Source organism: Patescibacteria group bacterium, assembly GCA_041659905.1.
Taxonomy (GTDB): domain Bacteria; phylum Patescibacteriota; class Kazan-3B-28; order Kazan-3B-28; family UBA10110; genus UBA10110.
Genome location: JBAZXK010000001.1, coordinates 308,595 through 333,807, shown reverse-complemented (window position 1 = coordinate 333,807; position 25,213 = coordinate 308,595). Strand labels below are relative to the sequence as shown.

27 protein-coding genes and 6 tRNA genes are annotated in these 25,213 nt (G+C 44.4%); 23 read left to right on the top strand and 10 right to left on the bottom strand.

The genetic code is table 11. From position 1 onward, the window contains the following. Positions 1-6 precede the first annotated feature (6 nt). The 6 genes from WC805_01815 to WC805_01790 all read right to left on the bottom strand — a co-directional run bounded on the left by WC805_01815 (position 7) and on the right by WC805_01790 (position 3,082). Positions 7-636 carry an MFS transporter gene (locus tag WC805_01815; GenBank protein ID MFA5967236.1) on the bottom strand — a complete coding sequence of 210 codons (630 nt, stop codon included), beginning with the start codon at positions 634-636 and terminating at the stop codon, positions 7-9. Between the two features lie 96 nt (positions 637-732). After that, positions 733-1,083, bottom strand: a complete 351-nt coding sequence (rplT, locus tag WC805_01810) for a 50S ribosomal protein L20 (GenBank protein ID MFA5967235.1) — start codon at positions 1,081-1,083, stop codon at positions 733-735. Positions 1,084-1,088: 5 nt separating this feature from the next. Beyond that, positions 1,089-1,286 (bottom strand): bL35 family ribosomal protein, encoded by a 198-nt coding sequence (locus tag WC805_01805; GenBank protein ID MFA5967234.1) that lies wholly within the window; start codon positions 1,284-1,286, stop codon positions 1,089-1,091. Positions 1,287-1,288: 2 nt separating this feature from the next. Continuing rightward, positions 1,289-1,801, bottom strand: a complete 513-nt coding sequence (gene infC, locus WC805_01800; protein ID MFA5967233.1) for a translation initiation factor IF-3 — start codon at positions 1,799-1,801, stop codon at positions 1,289-1,291. A gap of 42 nt (positions 1,802-1,843) precedes the next feature. Further along, a complete protein-coding gene (locus WC805_01795; protein MFA5967232.1) occupies positions 1,844-2,668 on the bottom strand; it encodes an acylglycerol kinase family protein in 825 nt (274 codons plus the stop codon). A gap of 3 nt (positions 2,669-2,671) precedes the next feature. After that, positions 2,672-3,082 (bottom strand): polymer-forming cytoskeletal protein, encoded by a 411-nt coding sequence (locus WC805_01790; GenBank protein ID MFA5967231.1) that lies wholly within the window; start codon positions 3,080-3,082, stop codon positions 2,672-2,674. A 179-nt stretch (positions 3,083-3,261) separates the two neighbouring features. Here WC805_01790 and WC805_01785 point away from each other — a divergent pair, with 179 nt between their 5' ends. The 12 genes from WC805_01785 (at position 3,262) to WC805_01730 (ending at position 14,142) form a co-directional block, all read left to right on the top strand. After that, positions 3,262-4,833, top strand: a complete 1,572-nt coding sequence (locus tag WC805_01785; protein ID MFA5967230.1) for an HlyD family efflux transporter periplasmic adaptor subunit — start codon at positions 3,262-3,264, stop codon at positions 4,831-4,833. A 4-nt stretch (positions 4,834-4,837) separates the two neighbouring features. Next, positions 4,838-5,557 (top strand): ABC transporter ATP-binding protein, encoded by a 720-nt coding sequence (locus WC805_01780; GenBank protein MFA5967229.1) that lies wholly within the window; start codon positions 4,838-4,840, stop codon positions 5,555-5,557. After that, entirely contained in the window at positions 5,554-6,792 is a 1,239-nt protein-coding gene (locus WC805_01775) for an ABC transporter permease (GenBank protein MFA5967228.1), read from the top strand. The genes WC805_01780 and WC805_01775 overlap by 4 nt, the downstream gene beginning before the upstream one ends. Before the next feature lie 447 nt (positions 6,793-7,239). Further along, positions 7,240-7,707, top strand: coding sequence for a hypothetical protein (locus WC805_01770; GenBank protein MFA5967227.1), 468 nt, complete (start codon positions 7,240-7,242; stop codon positions 7,705-7,707). A 131-nt stretch (positions 7,708-7,838) separates the two neighbouring features. Then, complete coding sequence (gene secG / locus WC805_01765; GenBank protein MFA5967226.1) at positions 7,839-8,063, top strand: preprotein translocase subunit SecG; 225 nt, start codon at positions 7,839-7,841, stop codon at positions 8,061-8,063. 167 nt (positions 8,064-8,230) lie between these two features. Beyond that, on the top strand, positions 8,231-9,898 hold the full coding sequence (locus WC805_01760; protein MFA5967225.1) for a peptide ABC transporter substrate-binding protein: 1,668 nt from the start codon (positions 8,231-8,233) through the stop codon (positions 9,896-9,898). Positions 9,899-10,532: 634 nt separating this feature from the next. Then, entirely contained in the window at positions 10,533-10,706 is a 174-nt protein-coding gene (locus WC805_01755) for a hypothetical protein (protein MFA5967224.1), read from the top strand. Positions 10,707-10,856: 150 nt separating this feature from the next. Further along, positions 10,857-11,063 carry a hypothetical protein gene (locus WC805_01750; GenBank protein ID MFA5967223.1) on the top strand — a complete coding sequence of 69 codons (207 nt, stop codon included), beginning with the start codon at positions 10,857-10,859 and terminating at the stop codon, positions 11,061-11,063. 241 nt (positions 11,064-11,304) lie between these two features. Next, entirely contained in the window at positions 11,305-11,928 is a 624-nt protein-coding gene (locus WC805_01745; GenBank protein ID MFA5967222.1) for a hypothetical protein, read from the top strand. Next, positions 11,928-12,233 carry a hypothetical protein gene (locus WC805_01740; protein MFA5967221.1) on the top strand — a complete coding sequence of 102 codons (306 nt, stop codon included), beginning with the start codon at positions 11,928-11,930 and terminating at the stop codon, positions 12,231-12,233. Before WC805_01745 ends, WC805_01740 begins: the two co-directional genes overlap by 1 nt. A gap of 415 nt (positions 12,234-12,648) precedes the next feature. Continuing rightward, a complete protein-coding gene (locus WC805_01735) occupies positions 12,649-13,299 on the top strand; it encodes a hypothetical protein (GenBank protein ID MFA5967220.1) in 651 nt (216 codons plus the stop codon). Positions 13,300-13,629: 330 nt separating this feature from the next. After that, entirely contained in the window at positions 13,630-14,142 is a 513-nt protein-coding gene (locus WC805_01730) for a hypothetical protein (GenBank protein ID MFA5967219.1), read from the top strand. A 124-nt stretch (positions 14,143-14,266) separates the two neighbouring features. Here the strand turns inward: WC805_01730 and WC805_01725 are convergent, their stop codons facing one another. The 4 genes from WC805_01725 to WC805_01710 form a co-directional block, all read right to left on the bottom strand. After that, on the bottom strand, positions 14,267-14,737 hold the full coding sequence (locus tag WC805_01725; GenBank protein ID MFA5967218.1) for an HNH endonuclease signature motif containing protein: 471 nt from the start codon (positions 14,735-14,737) through the stop codon (positions 14,267-14,269). A gap of 62 nt (positions 14,738-14,799) precedes the next feature. Further along, positions 14,800-14,885, bottom strand: a tRNA-Leu gene (locus tag WC805_01720). A 1-nt stretch (position 14,886) separates the two neighbouring features. Further along, positions 14,887-14,970 (bottom strand) — tRNA-Leu (locus tag WC805_01715). Next, a tRNA-Val gene (locus tag WC805_01710) sits at positions 14,971-15,047 on the bottom strand. It abuts the tRNA gene before it with no gap. A 415-nt stretch (positions 15,048-15,462) separates the two neighbouring features. On the opposite strand from WC805_01710, the gene WC805_01705 reads away from it, so the two are divergent. From WC805_01705 to WC805_01655, 11 genes are all read left to right on the top strand, one after another. Further along, positions 15,463-15,537: transfer RNA gene (locus tag WC805_01705), tRNA-Gly, on the top strand. A 73-nt stretch (positions 15,538-15,610) separates the two neighbouring features. Further along, positions 15,611-15,684 (top strand) — tRNA-Cys (locus tag WC805_01700). Between the two features lies 1 nt (position 15,685). Continuing rightward, positions 15,686-15,771 (top strand) — tRNA-Leu (locus WC805_01695). Positions 15,772-15,913: 142 nt separating this feature from the next. After that, positions 15,914-16,696: a class I SAM-dependent methyltransferase gene (locus WC805_01690; protein ID MFA5967217.1), complete on the top strand. Its 783-nt coding sequence runs from the start codon at positions 15,914-15,916 to the stop codon at positions 16,694-16,696. Positions 16,697-17,493: 797 nt separating this feature from the next. Next, the gene (locus WC805_01685; GenBank protein ID MFA5967216.1) at positions 17,494-17,982 is read left to right on the top strand and encodes a hypothetical protein; all 489 of its coding nucleotides are present in this window, start codon (positions 17,494-17,496) and stop codon (positions 17,980-17,982) included. 276 nt (positions 17,983-18,258) lie between these two features. Then, entirely contained in the window at positions 18,259-18,609 is a 351-nt protein-coding gene (locus tag WC805_01680) for a hypothetical protein (protein ID MFA5967215.1), read from the top strand. Then, positions 18,610-19,206, top strand: coding sequence for a YdcF family protein (locus WC805_01675; GenBank protein MFA5967214.1), 597 nt, complete (start codon positions 18,610-18,612; stop codon positions 19,204-19,206). 45 nt (positions 19,207-19,251) lie between these two features. After that, positions 19,252-19,824 (top strand): LemA family protein, encoded by a 573-nt coding sequence (locus WC805_01670; GenBank protein ID MFA5967213.1) that lies wholly within the window; start codon positions 19,252-19,254, stop codon positions 19,822-19,824. A gap of 7 nt (positions 19,825-19,831) precedes the next feature. Next, positions 19,832-20,725: a M48 family metallopeptidase gene (locus WC805_01665; GenBank protein MFA5967212.1), complete on the top strand. Its 894-nt coding sequence runs from the start codon at positions 19,832-19,834 to the stop codon at positions 20,723-20,725. Between the two features lie 71 nt (positions 20,726-20,796). Further along, on the top strand, positions 20,797-21,618 hold the full coding sequence (locus WC805_01660; protein MFA5967211.1) for a hypothetical protein: 822 nt from the start codon (positions 20,797-20,799) through the stop codon (positions 21,616-21,618). 179 nt (positions 21,619-21,797) lie between these two features. Continuing rightward, positions 21,798-25,211, top strand: a complete 3,414-nt coding sequence (locus WC805_01655; GenBank protein ID MFA5967210.1) for a DNA-directed RNA polymerase subunit beta — start codon at positions 21,798-21,800, stop codon at positions 25,209-25,211. Positions 25,212-25,213: the final 2 nt, after the last annotated feature.

Below are 25,213 nucleotides of genomic sequence, written 5' to 3'. Positions count from 1 at the left end.
AGCTTTTTATTTATTTAAAAAGAAATCTCTCGGATTAGCATAAAAGCGCACAGCAGCGGCCCGAGGTTGTTTGACCAGATCTTGCTTAATGCTAAGGAGTAAACTAACGCCCAGTAACCCTAAGATACCCACCCCAATAAATACCGGGTTGAAACCAAATGTTTCTACGGCATACCCGCCGATGATGCCGGCAGCGCCGGTACCGATACTATAACCGGTGGCACTTAATCCCCATTCGGTTGATTCACGTCCCTTGTCGATATTGCGAGTAAAAATAGCCGACCAGCCGGCTAAACTCATGGCCATACCGATGCCATGGATAGTTTGTAGAACATATAATTGCCAAGGATGGATTATGTAAAGATAGCCAAAAGGAACTAAGGCAGCGATTAACAAGCCGATAACCATAAAGGCATAATCATCCCGTTCGCCTTTTTTGCTATCTAAGAAAATACCAAAAGGAATGCGCAGAAGTGACATTAAGATCCAATAAATTGAAGTAGCAATCCCTACGACGATTAGATCGCCGCCTTGGATTTTTTCGATGATAAAAATAGCGAAAACGGGCGTAATTAATCCCCAACCTGTATAAAAAACCAAATCGCTCAGAATCAAATATTTGATAATTCGGTTCATATCCAAATTTAGCCTCATGAATCTATTTTCTCATTGATTTTCATTTCACCAAAACAGCTCGATAGTATATCTAGGGTTATCGGTTGGCTAGGCTATTTAATTTGGTTTAATCTGAGTTACGATAGCGGCAAATATTTGCGGATGTTGATGGGCCAGCTGAGCCAAGATCTTGCGATCTAGCTCAATTTTCTTGGTTTGCAGCTGATGAATGAATTTGTTGTAGCCCCAATCTAAGCCTTGGAGAGCAGCGTTGATTCTAATAATCCAAAGACTGCGGAAATCTCTTTTCTTGGCTTTGCGATCGCGGTAAGCGTAGACGCCCGCTTTTAGAAAAGCTTGTCGCGCTAATTTAATAGAATGCCGGCGGGATGTCCGAAAACCGCTGACAGCTTTCCGCAGTTTTTTGTGTTTCTTCTGAGTTAGAATTCCTCGTTTAATTCTGGCCATAGTCTTTAAATAGCGAGTAAACGTCTAGTTTTTTTCTGGATAGCCCCGGCTACATCTTGCATCTTTTTCTGAGGGCGTTTGCGGGCGGCAGATTTTTTCTCTAAATTGTGGCTTTGAAAAGCTTTACGCCGCTTCATTTTACCGCCCTTGGTAATTTGGATCCGCTTGGCGGTACCTTGGTGAGTTTTCATTTTCTTGGGCATAGTTATTTTGGACTCAGAATGGTAAATAATTGACGGTTTTGAATAAGAGGGGATTTTTCAATAGTATATTGAGTTTGCAGCAAAGTCAGAAATTTTTCTAAAGTCTGTTTGCCTAGCTCGGGATGGGCGATCTCGCGACCCCTGAACCTGACAGTTATTTTCACTTTATGTTGGCGACTGAGGAACTGATCGACCTTTTTGGCCTTGATCAATAAATCGTGTTCGTCAATTCCCAGACTCAAGCGCATTTCCTTTTCTTCCCGGGATTTATTCTTTTTGCGCTGTTGCGATTGAGATTTTTCCTGTTCGTACTGATATTTGCCGTAATCAATGATTTTGCAGACCGGGGGGCGGAGCTGGGGAGCAATTTCCACCAGATCTAAGCCGGCCCCTTTAGCCCGTTGGAGGGCTTCTGAAGTTGCGACCACACCTGCTTGTTTCCCAGTTTCATCAATCAGGAGAACTTGGGGCAGGCGGATTTGCTCATTAACCCTGAGGCGTAATGGTTGAGTCATAGAGAAATATAGATTGACACTAACATATTTTAGTAAATTACGTCAAATCTTAGATTTGCGGCGGACTGGCCGAGTCGGCTTAACTGGCACGGGAGCAGCTAAAACGGGGAGGGTTTTACCGATACCCTGAATCTTGATTGGCGTGCTGGCTACCGTGTCGTTACCGCATAACACGGGCATATTCAGGCTGCTAGAAATATTAAGCTGGTTAGCCCGAAAGATGCTGTCCTGATGCTTGTGTTGGCTTAAGGTAGTTAAGTGAATTTTCATTTTTTTATTGAATTCATCCTGGAAATAAACAGTCAGAGAATTGAGTTGGCATTGCACGGACACATCATTATCGAGCGTGAGACTACAGGCCACATGATGCTCTTCTTTAAATACCTGTTTGATATTAACTCCCATAAAGTTTTTTAATAGACTCTTTTTTCCCATAATACTGGCCAATAAATGGCGCTTGGGACTGATCATTAAAGAACCGGCCACGTAACGTTCGCCAATTTTACCTAAGCGCAAATGTTTAATTTCGTGATGAGCCAATAATTTTACTCCCGCTACCCAACTGGTGATACCTAAAGTTTTAGCGAGATGATTAGTGTAGCTGGTTGGAACAATCCCCAAGGGCATCTCCGCGTAATCAACCAAAGCATCAATCAGAGCGTTAACCGTGCCGTTGCCCCCCACAGCCACTACGGCAGTAGTATCGGTTTTGATATGTTGTTTCAGTAATTCTGGTATATTGGCTAAATCGTCGATCAAAATAATCTTATGTTTAATATCCAGCTTATGTAATAAGTTGGTAAAGGCTGACTCGATGCGACGATATCGCTGGTTACCTGCTTTAGGATTAACTAACAGGAGATACATAATTTATTCTGTTTTCTCCTCTTCCACTTCAAAAGTGGGTTTAGCTAAGGGCTCTTCTTCGGACACCTCTTGCATTTCGCTGCTGCCTTTTAAAATACCGCCCGGTTCGATCGACATGGCTTGGCTAGTAACGTTGCCATTGATACGGCCAGTTTCTAGAATCTCTAGTTTTTCTTTGGCCGTGATATCGCCTTCGACTTCTCCTGCCACGTAAATATTAATCCCGATAATCTCTGCTTTGACTTTAGCGTGTTCTCCCACAATCAGATCTCCATTGGTTTCAATCTTGCCAGTGAACTGTCCATTAACCTGGATGTCACCCTCAGTTTTGAGTAAACCCTCTACAATAACTTCCCTACCGATGAGAGTGTCGAAGTGATTAGGATCAGCAAAATCTTTCCTATCTTTGGCCATTTAGTTAGATTAAATTATCAGATTTATTATAAAGAGCTCAGCCAAAATAGTAAAGCCACTGTATGTGGCTAGTCAGTAGGTAGATTTATGACACAAATCTAGTCTGGAAGCAGATTATTTGACGGAGGAGGGTTAAAAGGTTATAATAACTTTCCTACATTATTATAAAAAGATCACTGATGAAGGCTAGATACATCATTATTCCGATTGTCATTTTAGGTGTTGCCGCTCTGACGACCTGGCTATTAATGAACAATTTTTCGCGTCAGCCTAAATATGATTTGTTCGAAGTCCGGCGAGGCGATGTAACTAAAACCGTATCAGTATCTGGCTCAGTAGTGAGTGATCAAAAATTAGAATTGAGTTTTTTGAGTCCCGGCCTGATCAAAGAAGTCAAAGTGAAAATGGGAGATAAAGTTGCCGCCGGCGATATATTGGTGATCCAGGATACGGCGGTGTTGCAAGCTCAGGCTAATCAGGCTCGAGCCGGTATTGCGGCCGCTAGTTCCTTATTAAGCAAAGCCAGAAATCACTTGCGGCCGGCGGATATGAACGTGTTAAACCGTTCGTTAGACAATGCGCGGATCGCTCTGGAGACCGCTCGCAATAATTTACAGGATGCTTATCGTTCCCGGGATAATGACCGCCGCAGCGCTGAAGTGGCTTTAAATAGTGCCCAAACTGCTTATCAAAATGCCTTGAATGCATATAATGCTCAATTATCCGTGATTGATCAAAGCACTGTAGGAGCGCAAATAGCTCTAAATAATGCCCTAAGCAATCTAACTAATGCGCAAACGGCTTATAACCAAGTGATGAATCGTTACAATATGGGGCAAGCCACTTTGACTGAATTGCAACAGGCCCAAACCGCTTTATCTGCGGCCAATGCTGCCTACTTATCGGCTCGGACGGCCTATGACAGCGCAGTGCGCCAAGCTAATTTGCAAAAAATTACTACGGCCGGCAGTTTAGATGCGGCCAGAAGTCAATTAGAAGGAGCTCAAGCCGCCTATAATTCTGCCGTCAGTGGTTCTGATTTTAAAATTACGGCTGCCCAAAATGCTTCTACAGCGGCGGAAGCTGCTTACGCTCTAGCGGAAGCCCAATACCAACAATCATTGGCTCCGGCTTTGGGTGCCGATGTATCTTCGGCTTCAGCACAAGTAGCTTCAGCGGTCGCCACGCTTCGTATAGTAGAAGCTCAAATCGCTAAAGCCACGATTAAAGCGCCAATCAGTGGGGTGGTGACGGCTGTAAATGCACAGGCTCATGAAATTTCTCCGATGTCTGGTCCGGCTATAATTTTAGAAACTGACGGAGTTTTTCAAGTGGAAGCTTATGTTTCAGAAATGGATGTAGAAAAAATAAGCGTGGGACAGCCGGTCAAACTCTCGTTTGATGCCTTGTCTAACGTAACCGCTCAAGGCGTAGTAGCTGTTATCGACCCGGCGGCAACCATTTTATTGGGAGTAGTGGATTATAAAATAAAAGTTGCTTTGCCGGAAACGGTAGCTAATTTAAAACCAGCCATGACAGCTAATCTGGATATTTTAACCGATCAAAGAAGCGCTGTATTGTTTGTTCCGCGTAAGGCGCTAACCAAAACAACTACTGGTTATACTGTAAAAGTAGCGGGAGCCAAAGAACCAGAAATAAGAGAAGTACAAATCGGCTTAATGGGCGATAGCGAGGTAGAAATCGTTTCTGGTCTGGCTGAAGGAGAAAAAATAGTTTTAGGCGTGCTTTAATTATATGGTAGGAGAAGCTCTAGTCAGTATCCAGGATTTATATAAATCCTATAACAATGGCGGAGTAACTACGCCGGTTTTGCAAGGCATTAATCTGAATATAGCTTCCGGCGAATTTGTGGCGATTATGGGCCCATCCGGATCTGGCAAATCCACCCTCATGCATATTTTGGGTTTACTGGATAAGCCGACTACCGGAATTTATCAATTGGCTAATGAGCGGGTGGATCATTTGTCCGAAGACCAGTTAGCTGATTTGCGCAATCGCAAACTTGGCTTTGTCTTCCAGTCTTTTAATTTATTGGCCCGGACGTCTGCTTTAGAAAATGTAGAACTACCCTTGGTTTATAATCGCGACGTATCGGCGGCCGCTCGGCACGCTGCGGCTACGGAGGCATTGCAGGCAGTCGGATTAACCCATCGCCTAAAAGCTTTACCTAATCAATTATCCGGTGGAGAACAGCAACGCGTGGCCATTGCCCGGGCCCTGGTCAGTAATCCGCAAATTATTTTTGCCGATGAACCCACCGGTAACTTAGACACTAAAACCAGCCTAGAAATTATGGAAATTTTTCGGATGCTCCATCAAGCCGGCCATACGATTATTTTAGTTACTCACGAACCAGACATTGCCGCTTTTGCCAAGCGAGTGATAACTTTGCGAGACGGTGTAATTGTCAAAGATGAAATTAGATCAGTAGCAGCAGAAGGAGTGGCCCAATGAATGCTTGGATCAATATTAAACTTGCCCTGCAAGCTTTATGGGTAAATAAAACCCGATCGATTTTGACTTTACTGGGTATTGTGATCGGTATTTCCTCGGTGGTTATTATTGTGGCTTCCGGGGAAGGCGTCCAGCAATTCATTCTTAATCAGATCCAAGGCATGGGCACTAATATTATTGCGGTCACCCCAGGCGGTTCAGAAGGGGAAAGAATCGGCCCGCCAGCCGCCGTGATGGGAGTAACAGTCACCACTCTTACGATGGCTGATGAGGAGGCCTTAGGGGACCCGCGCAATGTTTCGGATGTCGCTGAAGTCGGAGCCGCGGTGGCGCCGACACAGGTAGTGGTCAAAGGATTAGATGGCGACATTATGACCACTATTTACGGCATCACCCCGAATTATTTTGATTTAATGAGTTTAGATTTTGCCGCTGGGAGTTCGTTCGATGAAGGCGATATCAAATCACTAAATAAAGTAGCAGTTTTAGGCAGTACTATTAAAAATCAGATGTTCGGCGACGACGAGGCCATCGGTCAAAAAGTTAAATTAAAGAATAACAACTATCGGATTATCGGCGTATTAGACAAAAGTACGGGATTTTCTTTTGGGATGGATTACGGTAAATTTATTTTTGTGCCGGTGACGACTGCCCAAAAATTATTATTGGGCATCGATTATTTACTGGAAGTGATGATTAAAGTGCAAGATCCGTCGCAAGTAGAAACTGCTCGCACTGATATTATCGATACTCTGCGCCTAAGGCATAATATCGGTCCTGGGCAAAGAGATGATTTCACGGTGCGCACTATTCAAGACGCTATCAGTATTATCAATATGGTAATGGGAGCACTCACGCTATTCTTAGCTGCCATTGCGGGGATCTCTTTGTTGGTGGGCGGGATCGGGATTATGAATATTATGTTGGTGTCGGTGACTGAACGGACGCGTGAAATTGGTTTGCGCAAGGCTCTCGGGGCGCGCCGGCGCGATATTTTATTGCAGTTTTTATTGGAGGCTATCTTACTTACAGCCATCGGCGGAGCAATCGGTTTTTTGTTCGGGATCAGCGGAGCGTTTATCGTGTCTTTAATCGGCAACTGGACTTTCCATATTAGTTTATTGGCGATTTTACTCCCGATGGCGATGACGGTGGGATTCGGGATAGTGTTTGGGATGTACCCGGCCATTCGGGCGTCTAAATTAGACCCGATCGTGGCTTTGCGTTATGAGTAGATTTTTTCTCTGTCATTCCAAACACACTTTTAAATATATTAATAACTGATTTGGAATCTAGGCCTAAAATTTTTCTTGCCACCCATTTGCTCCGCCAAACGGGTGGCGCCCAAAGGCGGGCCCAATCACAAATTCAGTTGCTAAAAAACTAAAATTGCCCTTTCTGGATTTAACCGCAAACTCCTCTGAACTAAAGTTCATCGTCAAACATGCTCATCCAGACCGGGCAATTTTAGTATTAGCAATCTGAATTTGCTCAATGGGGTTAAAAAACCAAAACACCTCTCCTCTAATGGCCGGATTGAGGAGGGGGATAGGAAAATTAGGTCTGGGAGCGGAGAAAAGTTAACAAAAAGAATAGTTTTGTAGTATATTGAGATTAGCACATTTACAATTTTACAATGTGACTAACTCTCCGGTGGAGATCCCACCAAAAAGGAGGCCTTGATGTTCAAGGCAAAAGAAGCAAACAGCAAATATTTTGAGTGGACGAAAGCCTGGAAGCTATTCGTCGGTCGCAAAAACCGCCAATTTTTGCAAACAGCAGAAAAGGTGATAAAAACACCCGGGCTAGAAGTTTGGGTTACTTTTCAAAGGACTATAACAGACGATCCTTCCTGTTTACTCGAATTCGAGACATGGCCCGGTTGGTTTCTGCGCGCAGATGGCGAATATGGCATTATTTATGCGAATGACAATATTTTACCCGAATTGGATTTTTGCAAAGAAAACGAAATATTTGCATTCGTCAAACGGGCGAGGATAGGGCCAGAAAGCATCTTTTTACTCACGGTTGTAAAGAAATTTCGGGAGCAAGACATGAAGGACTGCGGTTATGAGCGGAATGAAAAAGGGGCGTGGTGGCAGATTAAGAGTGAAGATACGCTAGAGTGTGGTTGGGGAGAAGATATCTGACTAGTCACGCGCGCACATTTAAACAGATAGTTAAGCCTCCGAAAAACTCAGCGGGGGCTTTTTCATGTTCAGAAAAACAGACTTTACCATAGAGTATAATTACAGTAATATATGAGGGTAACTTTTAAGCTATGGCAGTAGGAAAAATCTTAATGATCATCGAGGTTGTGCTGGCTATTTTACTGATGGCAAGCATTCTCTTACAGGCTCGCGGAGCTTCTCTGGGTGAAGCCTGGGGAGGCAGTAGTGCGTTTTACACTACACGCCGGGGAGCTGATCGGATTCTGTTCATTATTACGATCGTCCTGGCAGTTTTGTTTGTGCTTACCGCCTTAGTTAGTTTGTTTTTCAAATAAGCATTAAAATAATTGATGCTCCGATATTGCATAGCAACATCGGAGCGCACTACTAGTAGAGGAGGTGAATTATTTTTCGCATCCAAAAACGCCTTAGCCCGGATCAATTCAATCAATCCCATCATTTATTGAGATGGCTGGCTAATGGACAGCGCTGGGGTTTTGTTATGCGAGCCAGCCTGCAACATCTCGCCGGTAAATTTTCTAAAAAAGAAAAAGCTACTCTGGCCAGTTTGTTGGCAGTGATTGTGATTTGTTCCGGTGGTTTAGCGATTTGGCAAAATCAGACTGGTACAGTACAGCCTCTGCAGGGTGGCGTGTTTGTGGAAGGCATTGTCGGCCAGCCGCAAATCATCAATCCGCTGTATGCGCGGACTAATAGTACGGAAGGAGATATCGCTAAACTGATCTTTGCTGGTCTGGTTAAAATGAGCCCCGGTCGGGAATTCTTGCCTGATTTGGCGGAAAGCTGGGAAATCCAAAATAAAAGTAAATCCTATTTGTTCCATTTGCGCGATAATCTAAAATGGCCTGACGGCGAAAAACTAACCGCCGATGATATAGTGTTTACTATTGATGTAGTCAAAAGCGATGCCTACACCGGACCATATAAAAGCGATTGGCAGGGGATCACAGCTACCGCTACGGATGCGCGGACGGTGCAGTTTGATTTGCCGGATCCTTCTACTTTCTTTCTAGCCCGGGCCACTCTGGGGATTCTGCCTAAACATATGTGGGCGCATTTGCCGGTAGCGGAAATGGGAGAAGCAAGAAATAATGCCTTGCCTGTGGGAGCCGGGCCCTACCTAGCTTCCGCTCCAATTACCGGACAAACTAGTTTCGATCTGGAGCCCAATCCAAATTATTACGCTGGCCGAGCTTTGATCGAAAAAATAGTTTTTTCCTCGTTTGATAGCGAACAAACTATGTTCAATGCTTTAGTGAATGGCAATGTGACTGCGGCCGCTTTTTCGACGTCAGTCGCCCAAGAGATGGAAGCTTTGCCGAATATGAACAAGTTTGTCTACCATCTACCCCAATACAAAGCCGTCTTCTTTAACCAAATGGGGAGCAATAAAATATTAGCCGATGTGGTGGTGCGGCAAGCCTTAGCTTTGGCGACCGATAAAGAAAGAATTATCAAAGTAGCTGCCGATGGTTATGCCGTGCGGGCGGACAGTCCGATTTTGCCGGGATTTTGGGGGTATCTTCCGGAGATGAAAAAATATGATTTTGATATTTCAGCTGCCGCCAGTACTTTAAGTAAAGCCGGCTGGAAAGACAGTGACAATGATAAGATAGTCGAAAAAAATAAAACTAAACTCTCATTTACTTTAAGTTTCAAGGATGACAAAAACAACACGGCTATTGCGGAAGTGTTGGCGGAAAACTGGCAGACCATTGGCGCAGAAGTGATTTTGAACCCGCTCAATTCCGGCGATTTAATCAATCAAATTATTCGGCCGCGCAATTACGAAGCGCTGATCTTCGGCCAAAGTATGGGGGCTGATTCCGATCCGTATTTGTATTGGCACAGCAGCCAAATGGCCGACCCGGGCTTGGCGCTATCGATTATGTACGATAAAGATATCGATAATTCTTTGGAAATGATTCGGTTATCTTCGGACTTGAATCGGGCAATTACTTATTGTCATAATTTCCAAAAAGCTTTTGCCAATTTAGTGCCAGCCGTTTTACTTTATCAGCCTACCTATACATATATAGTCGACAACAAAGTAAAAGGGGATAGTGCTTCTATTAATTTGGGTGCCACTTCCGATCGATTTATCGATATTAATAAATGGTACGTCCGTGCCCGCAAAACCCTCAATTAGCATTTAGAGGATAGCATCTAGCATCTAGCGGGGAACAGAATAGCATTTAGCGGTTAGCATCCAGCATCTAGGGCAGGGGATAGGGAATAATATCCCTTTTTTTACAGCATTTTTAGCGGATTTTACAAGGTATCCATAGGAGATGAATGACAAGGTAGCCCCCTGCCTACCGGCAGGCAGGCTCGGCAAGTTCAGGGTGATTTTCAAGAAAATCAGCTCCCAAAGCATATTATTCTTGACAGAAAACTGAATCTGTAGTATCCTTAAAGTATAAGGGTGAGTTACTGATTAGAGCAGTAAACCAACCTATTAAAAATTAGACTTTCTAACTAAGAGGAGAGAGTAAAGTAAAGAGCGGTCAGGTGATCTCTCCTTTAGTTGTTAAAAACTTCTAGGAGATATCTCCCGACCGTTTTTTGTTTTCCTTCCGTCATCCTGGACCGACTGGCCAGAGGCCAAGTTCGGATTCAGGATCTCCAGTATGTTTTGTCCGGGGAGTAGCGAGGAGGAGGTGTTCGGCTGACAGCGAGGCAAATATTTATTTAGCCTTTCGCACTGTTCGGCTTCTCATCTTCGCCACTCCCTCGGCAACGAGGAGAACATTGCAAAAAAGAATCTCTATGGAGGAGATCAAATGGAGAATCACAACGATGACAGCGACAACGAAGCTGTCGAAACAGAACCCGCAAATAATGATGCGTGGTATTCTTCTGCCGCTGATTCATTCGACGGTGGCAGCAAGAGCTGGGATGAAACTCTAAATAGTAGGAAAATATCCCTCGGCAACGGCGGATATAAGTATGCGTGATAACGCCAATTTCCGACTCTTGTTCATGACAGTGGGGGAGTCATAAATCCCCCTCTCATCCGAGTTCATTACCACTGTAGTGAATTCAGATGAGAGTTAAAAACTCTCAAATTTGCCCCTGCGGGGGCCGAACCTTGAGGAGATAAATAAATGAAATATCGATATCGCATTATCGACGGAGAAATTGCCCAGTTTCAGGGCGAAATTTCTGCCGAAGAGCTGGAGTCAATCCAGCCGTTGTGCCCGGTGCACGATCTTGTAAGATCGGCCCCCATCGGGCATGATCCTGGGGGAAATTTTCCCCTAATGCACATTTCTCCTGAAGAAGAGAAACTGTGCACCTGCACCACCAAATAGCAACCCCTGCACGAGGGGAGTTACTGGTTCAATTCCAGAACTCCCCCTCTCATCCGAGTTCATTACCACTGTAGTGAATTCAGATGAGAGCTTGCTCTCAAAACGAATCTTGAAAATTGAAATCATTTCTCTTGTGGAGAGCAATTTGGGTATAAATTATTTTGTATCTAAATTGCTCTCTATGAAGAGCAAAAATACGCGCCCACCTTTCCGGGCAGGAAAATAGGGAAGGATCAAAAAGATGGAAAATCAATACATTGTTACCAGAAGACGTCCGTGGGAAAACACAGATGGGCTTTATATGGATGAGGAGATTATTCTCGAGGCATGGCTGGAAGCAGCCGAAACAATTGAAGAAGCACTGGGGCGTCACTGTGATGTAAGCTGTGGAGTAGTTAACTTCAATAGCGGTAATTTCGGCCGCAAGGTCGATAAATGGCCATATTGGGTGGCCAACCCGCTCAACACGAGGATCATTAATCTCACCCCCCATGAAGTGACAATTATGTTGCAAGATGGGACCGGCGATGGTAATTATGATGGGATAAACCCAAAGGGTTGTCTGTATCCTTTGCATATCCCTAGCACTGGGGCGGCAGCTCGGTGTGAGTCAGAAACGATTCACAGTAGTTTTCTGAGAGGTACTAGAATCCCCCTTTCTCGAACTGTAATGGGGGAGATATCTGGACTTCCGGAGCCGGAGGAAGGGACAGTTTATATTGTCTCCCTGACATGCGCTAAGAAAGCGTGGTCACAGGGAAGGACTGATTGTTTCGTGACAAACGAGACAATCAGGGATAAGGACAACCGAATCATCGGTTGTCAATCTCTGGGGGCCTCCCCGGAATATAAGGCGGAATTATAATGTACACATGCTTCACCGGGCCCATAACACCCGACAGCAAACCGGTAAGTTTTAACTTTTATCGGTTTGAAAAAGGCACAGAAGTATGGACATTTGCTTTTTTGGCCAATTCGGGTGCAGTTCATTTAGCCGCACGAATAAAGGCTGAAGAACTAGCAGAACAATATTCATTACCAATTATTGTCCGAAATTCGATGGACGATAAGCTGGTAATGAAACCAGTGTTACCGAAAAATACTCCGGGTCTGGAGGATAATCCGGAGTGGCCCAAATTACCAGTGTTCAAAGAGGAGAGTAGCGAGTAACTGGCTTGAAAAGGAGGTGTCCGCCATGATCGGCTGGACATTCCCCTAATAAGTAGTACCTTTATTTCCTGAATTTGTTGCCCTTATGCCTCTGCAGCGAAAGCTGGATTGGCGCCATAGGGCGGTGGAACCGATCGGGTTGCCACTTAAAATAAAAACCCGAAAATGGGAGAGTTGCGGTTATGCGATAGCATAGCAACCAACTCTCCCGCCTTCATCCGAATTTATCATTGAGGTTATTAAATGGTAACTTCAGATGAGGGAGCAATCTCTTAAAACGAATCTTGAAAATTGAAAGTCATTTCTCTTGTGGAGAGTCACTTCCTCACAATCTATTTTGTGATGAACTGACTCTCCATTAGGAGAGAAATATAACCGGAACGCCCTGTAAACCGGTCAAGGGGCGGAGCGAAAAATGGATAATATTGTCATCCCGCCGGGAGAAATCCCAGCAGAACCCGAAAGTGAAGTAAACAAATTCCCGCCGGGAGAAATCCCGATGGGATATGGCGAAGAGCCCCGCCCTCCACGGAAAACAAGGGTCACGTTGCCAGGCAACGGGACCCTAAAGGTCAAGGGGGAGGTCGTTCGATACATGGATGATCTCCCATCATGCTGTGGAGATCTCTCGGGGCTTGATTCCCGAGAGATCGATCTCCTCCTGGAGGAATCCGGGGGGGGACATACGAACACGGGGGAGGTCTGGTTAGTTGCCGGATCTACCGGTGAGGCGCTCGTACCCGGTTGGGCGACCAACCGGGGGTATGCCTGTGCAGGGCATGCTTTGTTTCACTGGTATCCCCACTATGGGGATGTCATCATTTGCCACCTTCGCAGGTGGCGAGACGAGTGGGAAGGTTCAGTTCAGCTCTGGGGCTGGACAAAGAACTTCCCAATTTTAGTGGGAGAGTTGAAGCTCTCCCACGCCCAGCCATCTGGCTGGTTGGGAGATGTAATTTTCGCTGAGTCGTACGCAGGGATAGTAGCATCTGCTCTGGAAAAAAGTAGATGCTACCACTGCAGGGAGGCGCACTTCGTCGCCTCCAAACTCATTCTTAATGGATGAGAGTTAAGTACATTGTTCATCATGGGGCCTCGTGCAAGAGGCCCCTTCATTCTTTTTTACATTTGATTTCACTATATAATTTAGATTGAGTAGATATTTGGTTTTGGGTTGATGGCGGAGTGAATTTGACGGAATTTTACCCCGTGCAGAATTTATTCTTGTACGGGAGCAGATCGGGACAGCAGTGTGAGTGATTTAAAAAATCTCTCTCCTCTAAACACTGTTTCTCGGCCTGTCCATCCAGTCAGATTCATTCCGCTATCCACCTAATAAAATATTCAGTTATTTTTTTGAACTGGATATAAACTTGAAAAAAAGGAGATGATACTGGTGGCTAACATGTTTGATCGCGTATGCAAGCGACGCTTCAGAGGAGAAACTATCCCTGTCGAATTCATTGAACCAAGAGATGGTTTTTATCACATCTGGGAAGTCGGGCCATTATCAAGCGTGACGAATGCTGGATCAACCACAAAGGCAAAAGTCATGCCGACTTGTCTTTTTGTCCAGAAATTGGGCGATCTGCGAATTGTTTCTTTGTTTGAAGACAATAAACAACAAGTGGGTTTGTTTGTGCAGAATGACTGCGCGGATATCTTGATTTCGAGATCCGATCAATATTATCTATGGATTGTACATGAACAACTCCCAAACTTGGTGCGCAAAGCACCAGACGGTTGTTTGAATGATCTCGAATTGTGTGAGATCGCTACGGATGTCAGTGGCATCGAACATCCTCATATTCTCGGGTGCGAACGCTGTGCATGGCGTGTTGTATCCCTGATCGAGAATGTCTCTGCAACAGCGGAATATATCGATTGGGATGCACCACCTTTTGTATAACATCCTCAGTGAAACTGACTACCTGTTCATTCAGTTGAAACCTCCCCGCTTCGCGGGGAGATTTTGTATATTAATAATTATTTATAATATTACGAGCGGGCAGGCGAGCTAGTAATCCATATTTCTAATTTTTACGCTTCTTGCCCCGGTACGTTTCGGTTAAACTATGACAATTCGGGCAGAGGATTCTAAGATTCTTGATACGGTTATCGTGTCTATCACCATTGATATGATCTAATTCTAAAGGTAAGTGTCCCGTGACACTATGTTGAGCCCAACCACACAGTTCACAATGTCGTGGTTTCAGTCCGGTACAGAATAATCTTTTTTTAAGTTTGAAACTTTGGAAGTTACTATTTCTAACTAAAATTTTTTCTAACGGAATTCGCGGTTTGCCAATCCCAGTCATGCCCGCATTCCAACCTTTGCCGCGAAAATGATTTGCATCTAACTTACATTCTTTGATGTATTGTTGAATCTGTTCGTAATTACCGCCAGCGGGACGTAGTCCTAATTTCAATAACACTTGACGCACACTGAAAGATTTTCTAACAGCTTGCTTTAGTTCTACTACAGTCCAACTTCTTTTACGCATGATATCATTCTACTATAAAGGAACAGGCAATGGTAATACTGTTATTATCTGTGTACCTTTTCTGGTGGACGGGAGAGGACTTGAACCTCCACGAGATTGCTCCCACTAGGCCCTTAACCTAGCGCGTCTGCCATTCCGCCACCCGTCCATGGTGGGCAAGGTGGGACTCGAACCCACAAGCCTTACGGCACGGCATTTTAAGTGCCGCGTGTATACCATTCCACCACTCGCCCTGGTGGGCACTAAGGGGCTCGAACCCCTGACCTCTTGGATGTAAACCAAGCGCTCTAGCCAACTGAGCTAAGTGCCCTAAACATTTTTTCAATTCCAATTACTATATTACTATATGATATAGTTCTCTGTCGTGAATATTTTGTTATAATGCTATAAGTAATGCCGCGGTAGCTCAGTGGTAGAGCGATGCCCTGGATTCTTCGGGGCTTTCCCAGGTAACTGGGATTGAAAAATTGGGTGAATTCGGGGAACATCGAGCACAATATACGATATATGCGCGACAATCCCGAGCCAAGCCTCGCCGGGTACATAGTAGCGAGGAAGGTGTAGAGACTAGCGGGTGAGCCCCAACGATAACCCCGCATCAGCGCCCAATCTCCATTTACTTATAAAATGGAGAATAAGATAGTCCAATGCTTCGGAAGAGGCATGCGTCGGCGGTCCGATCCCGTCCCGCGGCACCAACAATTTTCATTACAATACATACAAGTGCGGGCGTCGTATAGTGGTTATTATGCAACCTTGCCAAGGTTGAGATGGCGGTTCGATTCCGCTCGTCCGCTCCAGAAAAAATTTTGTCCGCAGTAATTAAAGAGATAAACTATAACTGATAACCTGGTAGTTTAATTTTTATTAGATGGCCTGGTGGCCGAGCGGTTAGGCAGAGGTCTGCAAAACCTCGCACAGCGGTTCGACTCCGCTCCAGGCCTCCATGGACGAGTGGCGGAATGGCAGACGCGCTGGATTCAGGTTCCAGTGAGAGCAATCTCGTGGAGGTTCAAGTCCTCTCTCGTCCACCAGGATTTGTTACCCTACTTTTGTAGGGTGGTAAATCCTGGTGAAATTGAAAGTAGTTTATAGGTCCTCCCTGTCCGTCCGCAGCCTGAAAGGCGAAGGAGGATCTCGTCCACCAATGGAAGACTATCCTGTAGAACAAGAATAATGGCAGTTACATCCAAATATCAGCAAGATTGGGAAAATTTAGCTCAGCTGAATCCGGAATGGGCGATTTTAACCACTGATACGCAGAAAAAGCAGAGCCGGTGGGATAGCACTGAGTTTTTTGCTACCGGCGAAAAAGATATCGATAAGTTTTTAACCTACATTAAAAATCTGGGCATCGAGTTAAACATGGGGGAGGCCTTGGATTTTGGCTGTGGGATTGGCCGACTGACGCGCGCGCTGGCCGCACATTTTACTAAAGTTTACGGAGTAGATATTTCTGCCACGATGTTGGCAACCGCCCGAAAATTACATCAGGATAATCCGCACATAATTTTTATGCAAAATACGGCCAATGATTTATCGTGTTTTGATTCAGAAAAATTTGATTTAATTTGTTCATTGATTACACTGCAACATATTCCCGATAAAGAAATTATCAAGAATTTTATTCACGAATTTGTGCGGATTTTAAAACCGGGCGGAATTTTATATTTTCAATTACCGTCAGTGCCGGGGTTTTCTCCCATCAAAACAACATTATTAAAAATCCGAGGGCAAATTTATTATTTATTGACTAACTTAGGTATATCGAAAGAATTTTGTTATCGGCGACTAAAAATAATGCCGCTGATGCACATGAATTATATGTTTAGAGGCGAAATTGAAGCTATTTTGAACGGCCAAGCTAAATTACTCCAAACTTACGACGACAACACCATCAATCAAAGATATTTAATCCAAAAATCTAATAATTCTACTAATGACAGTAATATTAACTGATCAATTTGACAATAATTGCAAGTTTTATATACAATCAAAGCATCCATTTGAACCTTTTAAATGTTAAATAGATAATTAGTCGGATGCCTTCCAAGAGGTATCCGTGACTGAGGAGAGAGGGGAGTCTGCGCGAGAGAGTGTGGAAGTTGTGCCAACAAAGTCATAGGACCAAAAAATTGGTCATGCCTCCGTCGGAGGGGAGATTGGTGGCTTGGCTCATCACTCTGTGGTACTCGTCTGTGGTTAGATCCAAACTTGATAGGGGATCCAAATACTACCTAAGGACGCTTAGGAAAGAATCCCAAATGCGGATAAATGAGCTAAACAGTGTAGCGGCAGTCAACCTGGCGTCATACATCTTAGGCTCTAATGCGCTAAGGCAAAATCTTACCACTAAAACTCCTCAAAAAAAATGCTAAGGAGGCGTCGAACCAGGCGCCTTCTTTTTTTATTGCCTGATTATTGACAAACACCGCTTTTTGTGGTTTGGATAAACATTATTGGCTGGGGTAGGTAGACAGTTCTTCTTAAATGCTAGTCGCTAACCTCGGTATGTTATTTATCAGCTCTGGGAGCCTAAAAACTCTTGACAGATAGGTAATTTTGGAGTAAGATAAAAATATAAGGTTGAGAGGGGATTTGCGGCATTTCAGGAGTTAAAAATTAGTTACTTTCCTAGGGGAGAAAGTTTTTACCACACAGCTTTTCTTCCTGTGAATTTTTAGTTTTCTAGGCAGAAGCTTGGAGACAAATCGCCTATTTATCTCTAAACTTCTTCCTGGTATATCGGCTTAAATTTGCCGTGGGGCTGGGAAGTATTAACATTCTCCTTGGAGGGAGAAAAAATGCAGCACTTTAAAACTAATAGACGGCGGCAAGAACAGGGCTTCTTGCCAACAGTAAACATCACTTTGGAGGCAGAGGTTAAATGGGAGCCAGAACCTCCGGACAATATCGGTGCTACTGCCAAGATAATTGTCGAGAAAACGATTAGGAATGAGACCTCTTACAAAATAGAGGCCGAACTGCCTGTTGTAGTAGCTAGCCAGTGCGTGATTACTCCTGGTGTGGTACTAAATGCACTGCGCGAGGCAGACCCAGAAGGAAAAATCGATAGTGGAGCCTTCGATGATGACCCGGGCTGTATAGAGAGGATGTCATACGATGACCCTCATTATGCCGGCAAAGATGAACTCCTGAGTCTTTGTAAATGGATCAAGAAAACATTGAATTATGCGCTCCCGGTTGCTCGTGACATCATGGATTTCCACTCAGTACAAAAATAAGATCGGAGGAACTCGGTAGCTCAATCTGATCATGCAGGATAATTTCTTTGCAATTATCAAGTCTGAACCGTACTGAGAGCAGCCCGCAAACCTAGGTGTTGTTTTTATACCCGCCCTTAAAAAGGGCGGGTTTTTTGTATGGGTGTCATTCCCGACTCGATCGGGAATCCCCGCCTTGCCGGCGAGGCAGGCAGGCCTGGATCCTCGGGTCCAGTCCGAGGATGACAGAGGAGAAATTCAGAATGACAATGGGTAGGGTAGTGTATAATTTTAGATATGAGAAGTTACGAGAAATTGAGTCGGAAATATAAGTATCGGGTGAAGCAAAAATACCAAGAAGATCCGTTTGCCTTTTTGGTGTTATGGTCACTCTTTTTTAGTGCTATCTTTTTAATCTTTGCCTTTCGTGGACTGATTGCTTCTACTTTTATGCATAAAATCGATGTATCTAACGAAACAATCCAAAACGAAACTAATACCACCGATAATACTATAGACAATTCGACAGATAATACTGTAAATAATCAAACTAATTCCCCTGCCAGTAACAGTGAAACGCCAACCATCGCCAATGATGCTACTCCGGTGGATAATTCGACCAATACAGTTCAAAATACTTCAGAGTAGATGAAATGGGTGTTAGGCACAATCGGAGTGATCATCTGTCTGGCTGCCGTAGTGGTGGGCGGAGTAATTGGGGCAGGATTTTTCTTGTCCCCGCAGGATCCTTTGGAAAAAGCGGATGTGATTGTAGCGATTTCGGGAGGTGAGACGCGCCAACGCGTGGCTGAGGCGGTAGATTTATTCGAAAACGGCTGGGCTCCCTTACTAATTATGTCGGGAGCGGCGCGGGACGAAGGCGTGTCTAATGCGGTAGCTATGAAACAGATCGCCATCGCTATGGGGATACCTAAAACCAAGATTCTAGTAGAAGAAGAGGCCACCAACACACTGGATAATGCTAAATTTGTCCGCGATATTATTGCAGAGAAAAAATTTACTAAAATCATTTTAGTCACTTCGCCTTATCATCAACGCCGGGCGAATATGGCTTTCACTAAAGTCCTAAAAGGGTTGCCGGTAAAAATTATCAACCATTCTTCGACGGATTCGCTGTGGCGGAAAAACGGCTGGTGGCAGGACGACTGGGCGAGATATCTCACTTTAAGTGAAGTTAAGAAGACCATTTATACCTGGGTATTGCCGGTGCAGACCGGTAAATAAAAGAGTATAATAACAGAGCTCATAATTTACTTTTAACTTATCTATATGAATACATTTTTGTGGGTTTTGGTTATTGCGGTTGCCGTAGTCGCCCTGTGGCTGATCGGCATATTCAATGGCCTGGTGGTATTGCGCAACCGGGTGAAGGAAGCCTTTAGCGATATTGATGTACAGCTGAAGCGGCGCTACGATCTAATCCCCAATTTGATCAATGCCGTTAAGGGCTATGCCGCGCATGAAAAAGAACTATTTGAAAAAGTCACCGAAGCGCGCACGGCGGCGATGGGAGTACCGGGAGGGGATTTGAAAGAAAAAGCCCGCGTAGAAAATCATCTCAGTGACACTCTGAAGTCTTTGTTTGCGGTGGCAGAAAATTATCCCGTGTTAAAGGCGAATGAAAACTTTTTGGCCTTACAGGAAGAACTATCTGATACTGAAAACAAGATTATGTCGGCGCGCCGGTTTTATAACAACAATGTGAAGGATTTTAATACGCGGCAAGAGGTTTTCCCCACTAGTTTATTTGTGAACGCCTTGGGTTTTAAGAAAGCGGATTTCTTTGATCTCGATGAGAATCCGGCGGAAAGAGAAGCACCCAAAGTGGATTTCAGTGCTTAATTAAACTATGTATAAACAAATTGCGGCTAATCGCCAGAAAACATTCTTTTTGATATTTGGTTTTTTGGTGTTGATTATCGCGGTGGGCTACTTTGCGTCAGTCTATTGGGATAGCCCGGATATTTTGCTAGGGGCAGTGGTTTTAAGTGTTGGGATGAGCTGGGGGAGTTATTTTGCCGGCGACAAAACGATTTTAGCTCTGTCTGGTGCTAGGCCTGTCCGCCATGATACTGATATTAAACAGATGCAAATTGTGCATCTGGTCGAGAATCTGTGCATTACCGCAGGGTTGCCGGTGCCCAAGGTTTACCTGGTCAATGATCCGGCGCCCAATGCGTTTGCGGTAGGGAGGGATCCTAAACATGCCAGTATTGCTTTAACCACTGGGATAATTGAGAAATTAGATAAAACGGAACTGGAGGGCGTGATTGCCCACGAATTATCTCATGTCAAAAATTATGATATTTTAATATCTACGGTCGTAGTAACTTTGTTGGGAGTGGTTACACTGCTTGCGGACTGGATATGGCGCGGAAGAATGTTTAGTTCCGGGAGTCGCAATCACGATAATAATGCTAACGGAATTTTGTTACTGATCGGACTAATTTTTATCATTTTAGCCCCGATTTTTGCCCAGTTGATTTATTTGGCCATTTCTCGGCAGCGCGAATACCTGGCTGATGCATCGGGAGCGCTGCTAACCCGTTACCCGGAAGGATTGGCCAACGCTTTAACTAAATTAGACACCGACAAAACTCAACTTAGATTTGCCAATCGGGCTACCGCCGGCTTGTATATTGTGGATCCATTTAAGAAAATAAAAAAGGGGATGGAAGAAGCCTGGTCAACTCATCCGCCGCTTCAGAAACGCATCGCGGCTTTAATGCAAATGAATATTTAATATTTAAATAATAATGTGGCTCCGATACTAACGATCGGAGCGCGCCGATCATATGTCGGCACGGGGGAATTATGAATATTAGAAAAATAGTTTTTTTGATCGCTTTGCTTTTAGTGTTGGGAGCGCCGAGCTGTAAACAAGACAATCAAGACAAAACCATGACGGTGGGCCAGGCAGCCATCACTACCGATGTTAATGGAGATAACTCTCCGGTGTTGGAGTTAGATAAAGTTTTAGATCGGGCTCCGGTTATTTATTGCGCTGTCGAAATTATTAATGGCACAGCTGGTAATCAGGTGGAAGTTACCTGGACTGATTTAACTAACAATAAAACTATTGCTACTGAATGGTTTGTTGGTAAACGGGCTGATACTGGTCCCCATGATTTTATTGGCGATACTAGCCCGACTAACAGTTGGTTGGCTACATCGATTGCCTTAAATGAGGTAAGTTGGCCGCGAGGGGATTATGAGGTAGCGATTCAACTTAATCGCCAATTGGCCAAAAAGATCGGCTTCCAAGTAGTGAGCGAACAAGAGTTTGATGTGTCTATTAAAAAAGGCTTGGTAAAAAGTCTTTATTTGGGCGAGGAAATTAACAGCCAGAATCAGATCATTTCTCCTCAAACCGAATTTGGCCGGACTGTCCCCAGAATTTATGCAGTAGCGCTCTTAAGCAATGTTCCCTCGGGCACTTCAGTGAAAGCCGCTTGGCGGCACTGGGAGAGCGGCCGGGTGATCAGTACTTATACGGCTAAATTCAGCGGCAGTGGATATCTGCCTTTTGCGATGGATCTAAACCGGGTCGGGAACCAGTGGCCCAAAGGGACGTACACAGTAACAGTTTCTGTGGATAACGTGGAGATTTCCAGCAAAGACTTTACTATTGAATAAGGTATAATTAACCCAATTTATCCCCAATCTTCCAGATATAATTGGGTTGTTGGTAGCTCTGGTAGCTCCAAACTGTTGACAAACTCTAGTAGAGTTGTTAATTTTAGAGTATGACAAAATTGTAAACTCTGGCTTCCACTGTAGCTTTTTGGTGAATATAATCAAAAGGGCAATTTTTTATGCTAGCAAAAACTCCTTCTATCTCAGTTATCGACAATGCACAATTTGTTGATAAGTGGTACGCTCCGGCTCGTGATTTGGCTGGTTTACCAGATCTCAATGCTCTTCAGATCGACTCCTACCAATGGTTTATTAAGGAGGGATTGAAAGAGTTATTCGAAGAGGTTAGTCCAGTAGAAGATCTGACCGGGAAGAACCTCGAACTGCATTTTGTGGATTATTATTTAGAAGAGCCGAAGGTGGATGAAACCACGGCGCGGAGTTCGGATTTAACTTATGAGGCCTCCCTTAGGGTTAAACTTCGGTTAATTAATAAGGAAACCGGTGAAATAAAAGAGCAGGAAGTCTTTCTGGGAGATATTCCCGTTATGACTGCTGCCGGAGCTTTTATTGTTAACGGCGTTGAACGAGTCGTGATTTCCCAATTGATCCGTTCGGCCGGAGTCTTGTTTACTCGAGAAGAAGGCTTAAATTTTGGCCAATATGGGGTAAAAATCATTCCCGAGAGGGGAGCCTGGCTAGAAATCGAGACCAACAGCAAGGGGATAATGACGGTAAAAATTGATCGCAAGCGGAAGACTTATCTGACAACCTTGCTCCGGGCTTTTGGTTTAGGTAGCGATAGTGAAATCATCGAGGCCTTCAAAGATATCAACACTAATCCGAAATTGGATTATATTCAGGCAACCATTGATCGGGATCCATCCAAATCCAGCGACCAAGCTATTTTAGAAGTTTATAAAAAAATGCGGCCGGGGGATTTAGCGACAGTCGATAATGCCCGCAATCTTTTCCACAATGTGTTTATGAATTTCCGCCGCTATGATTTGTCTGGCGTCGGTCGTTATAAAATAAATAAACGGTTAGGCTTGAATATACCGAACACTAAAGAATTTCGCGTACTGACGCTTGAAGATCTGGTAGCGATTACGAAAGAGATCATTCGATTAAATAACGAGGGAGGATTGCCAGACGATGTCGATAACTTGAAGAATCGCCGCGTTAAGGCAGTGGGTGAATTAGTGCTCCATAAGTTTCGGACGGGATTAATGCGGGTAGAGAGAATTATCAAGGACAGGATGAGCGTTTCGGATATTCATACGGTAACCCCAGCCCAGTTGATTAATGCTCGACCAATCACGGCTGTCTTGCAAGAATTCTTTGGTAGCTCTCAATTGTCGCAGTTTATGGACCAGCATAATCCCCTAGCGGAATTAGAAAATAAGCGGCGGTTGTCGGCGATGGGACCGGGAGGGTTGTCACATGAACGGGCCGGTTTCGAAGTCCGGGATGTGCATGCTTCTCATTATGGCCGCATTTGTCCGATCCAAACCCCGGAAGGCCAGAATATTGGTTTAGTGGGCTATTTAGCTTCTTTTGCCAAGGTAAATAGTTACGGATTTATTGAAACTCCTTATCGGCACATCGTACATGAGGTGCCTAATGATGGTAAGTCCCCTGTTGGACACATTGTATTTAAAGATATTTTAGCTCCCGGCAGTCCGAAAGTGGTAGTACATGCCAGAGATACTATTGATGAAGCCACAGCTGAAGCTTTGAGTCACTACAAAGAAATTACCACTATCCCAGTCAAAGCGCGCATCGTAAATAAGGTTGATTATCTAGATGCTTATGGCGAAGAAAATATGCTAATTGCTCAGCCGAACATTCCTCATAATGAAGCTGGTGTAATTACTGTCGATCACGTGGTTGCTCGTGAAGGGGGCGGAGGTGAACCCGTGACTACTTCAGTCGGTCATTTGGACTATACGGATGTATCTGCTCGCCAGACATTAAGTATCGCGGCAGCCCTAATTCCATTTATTGAACATGATGATGCGAGACGAGCGCTCATGGGTGCTAATATGCAACGCCAGGCAGTGCCTTTGGTGCATCCTCAGATACCCTTGGTGGGTACAGGTATGGAGGGTCCAGCTGCCCTAGGTTCTGGCTGGGTGATTATGGCACCAGTCAGCGGTACTATTCAATATGTTGATGCTGAGCGGATCGATTTGATAGGTGATAAAGACAATAAAACCTATACTTTCAAATTAACTAAATTCCAACGGTCTAATTTGGAAACTAATTTACATCAGACTCCGATTGTGCAACCAGGACAAAAAGTGAGTAAAGGCGATCCTTTGTGCGATGGTCCGGCTATTCGCAATGGTAAGTTGGCCTTAGGACGCAACTTACTGGTAGCCTTTATGCCCTGGGGAGGTGCTAATTACGAAGACGCTATTATTTTATCGGATCGTTTAGTTAAAGAAGATGTTTTTACTTCTATTCATATTAAAAGAGAAGAAATTGATGTGCGGGAAACTAAACTGGGACCAGAAATTACCACCCGGGATATTCCTAATGTCGGAGAAGATGCTGTGGCTGATTTGGATGAAGACGGCGTTGTCCGGATCGGAGCGCGGGTAAAAGCGGGCGATGTTTTAGTGGGTAAAATTACACCCAAAGGTGAGACTGAACTTACCGCTGAAGAACGGCTGCTCCGCGCTATTTTTGGTGAAAAGGTTAAAGATGTTAAAGATACTTCTCTTAATTTGCCACATGGTGGTTATGGCAAGGTAGTGGCGGTCAAAATTTTTGATCGTGATAAAGGCGATAAGTTAGAAGTCGGAGTAATTAAGCGTATTTATGTTTATATCGCTCAAATGCGTAAAATTTCCGTGGGAGACAAATTGGCTGGGCGTCATGGCAATAAAGGAGTTATCTCGCGCGTACTGCCAGATGCTGATATGCCGTTTATGGCTGATGGTACTCCGGTGGATATTATTTTGAATCCTTTGGGAATTATTTCCCGGATGAATTTGGGCCAGGTTCTAGAAACTCATTTGGGTTGGGCAGCGGCCAAACTAGGTTTCAATGCTTGCAACCCGGTATTTGAAGGGGTAGATATGGAAGGTATTGTGGAGGAACTGATCAAAGCAGATTTGCCGGAAAATGGTAAGATGCAACTTTTCGACGGCCGGACCGGCGAAGCTTTTGGTCAAAAAACCATGGTCGGAATGATCTATATGTTGAAGTTAGCCCATATGGTGGATGATAAAATCCATGCTCGATCGATTGGTCCTTATGCGCTAGTAACTCAGCAGCCTTTGGGAGGTAAGGCCCAGCTCGGAGGTCAGCGCGTCGGAGAAATGGAAGTCTGGGCGCTGGAAGGTTATGGAGCAGCGCATATTTTACAAGAAATGCTGACAATTAAATCAGACGATGTGTTAGGCCGTTCCAGTACTTACAAATCAATTATTAAGGGCGAAGAAATTCAACGGCCGCAAACTCCGGAAGCTTTCAATGTGATCGCTCGGGAATTGCAAGGCCTCTGTTTAAATATTGATTTATTAGATGCTGATGGCAAAGTTTTGAATGAAGCCCCAGTTGTTAAAAGATTTAAGAAAAAATAATT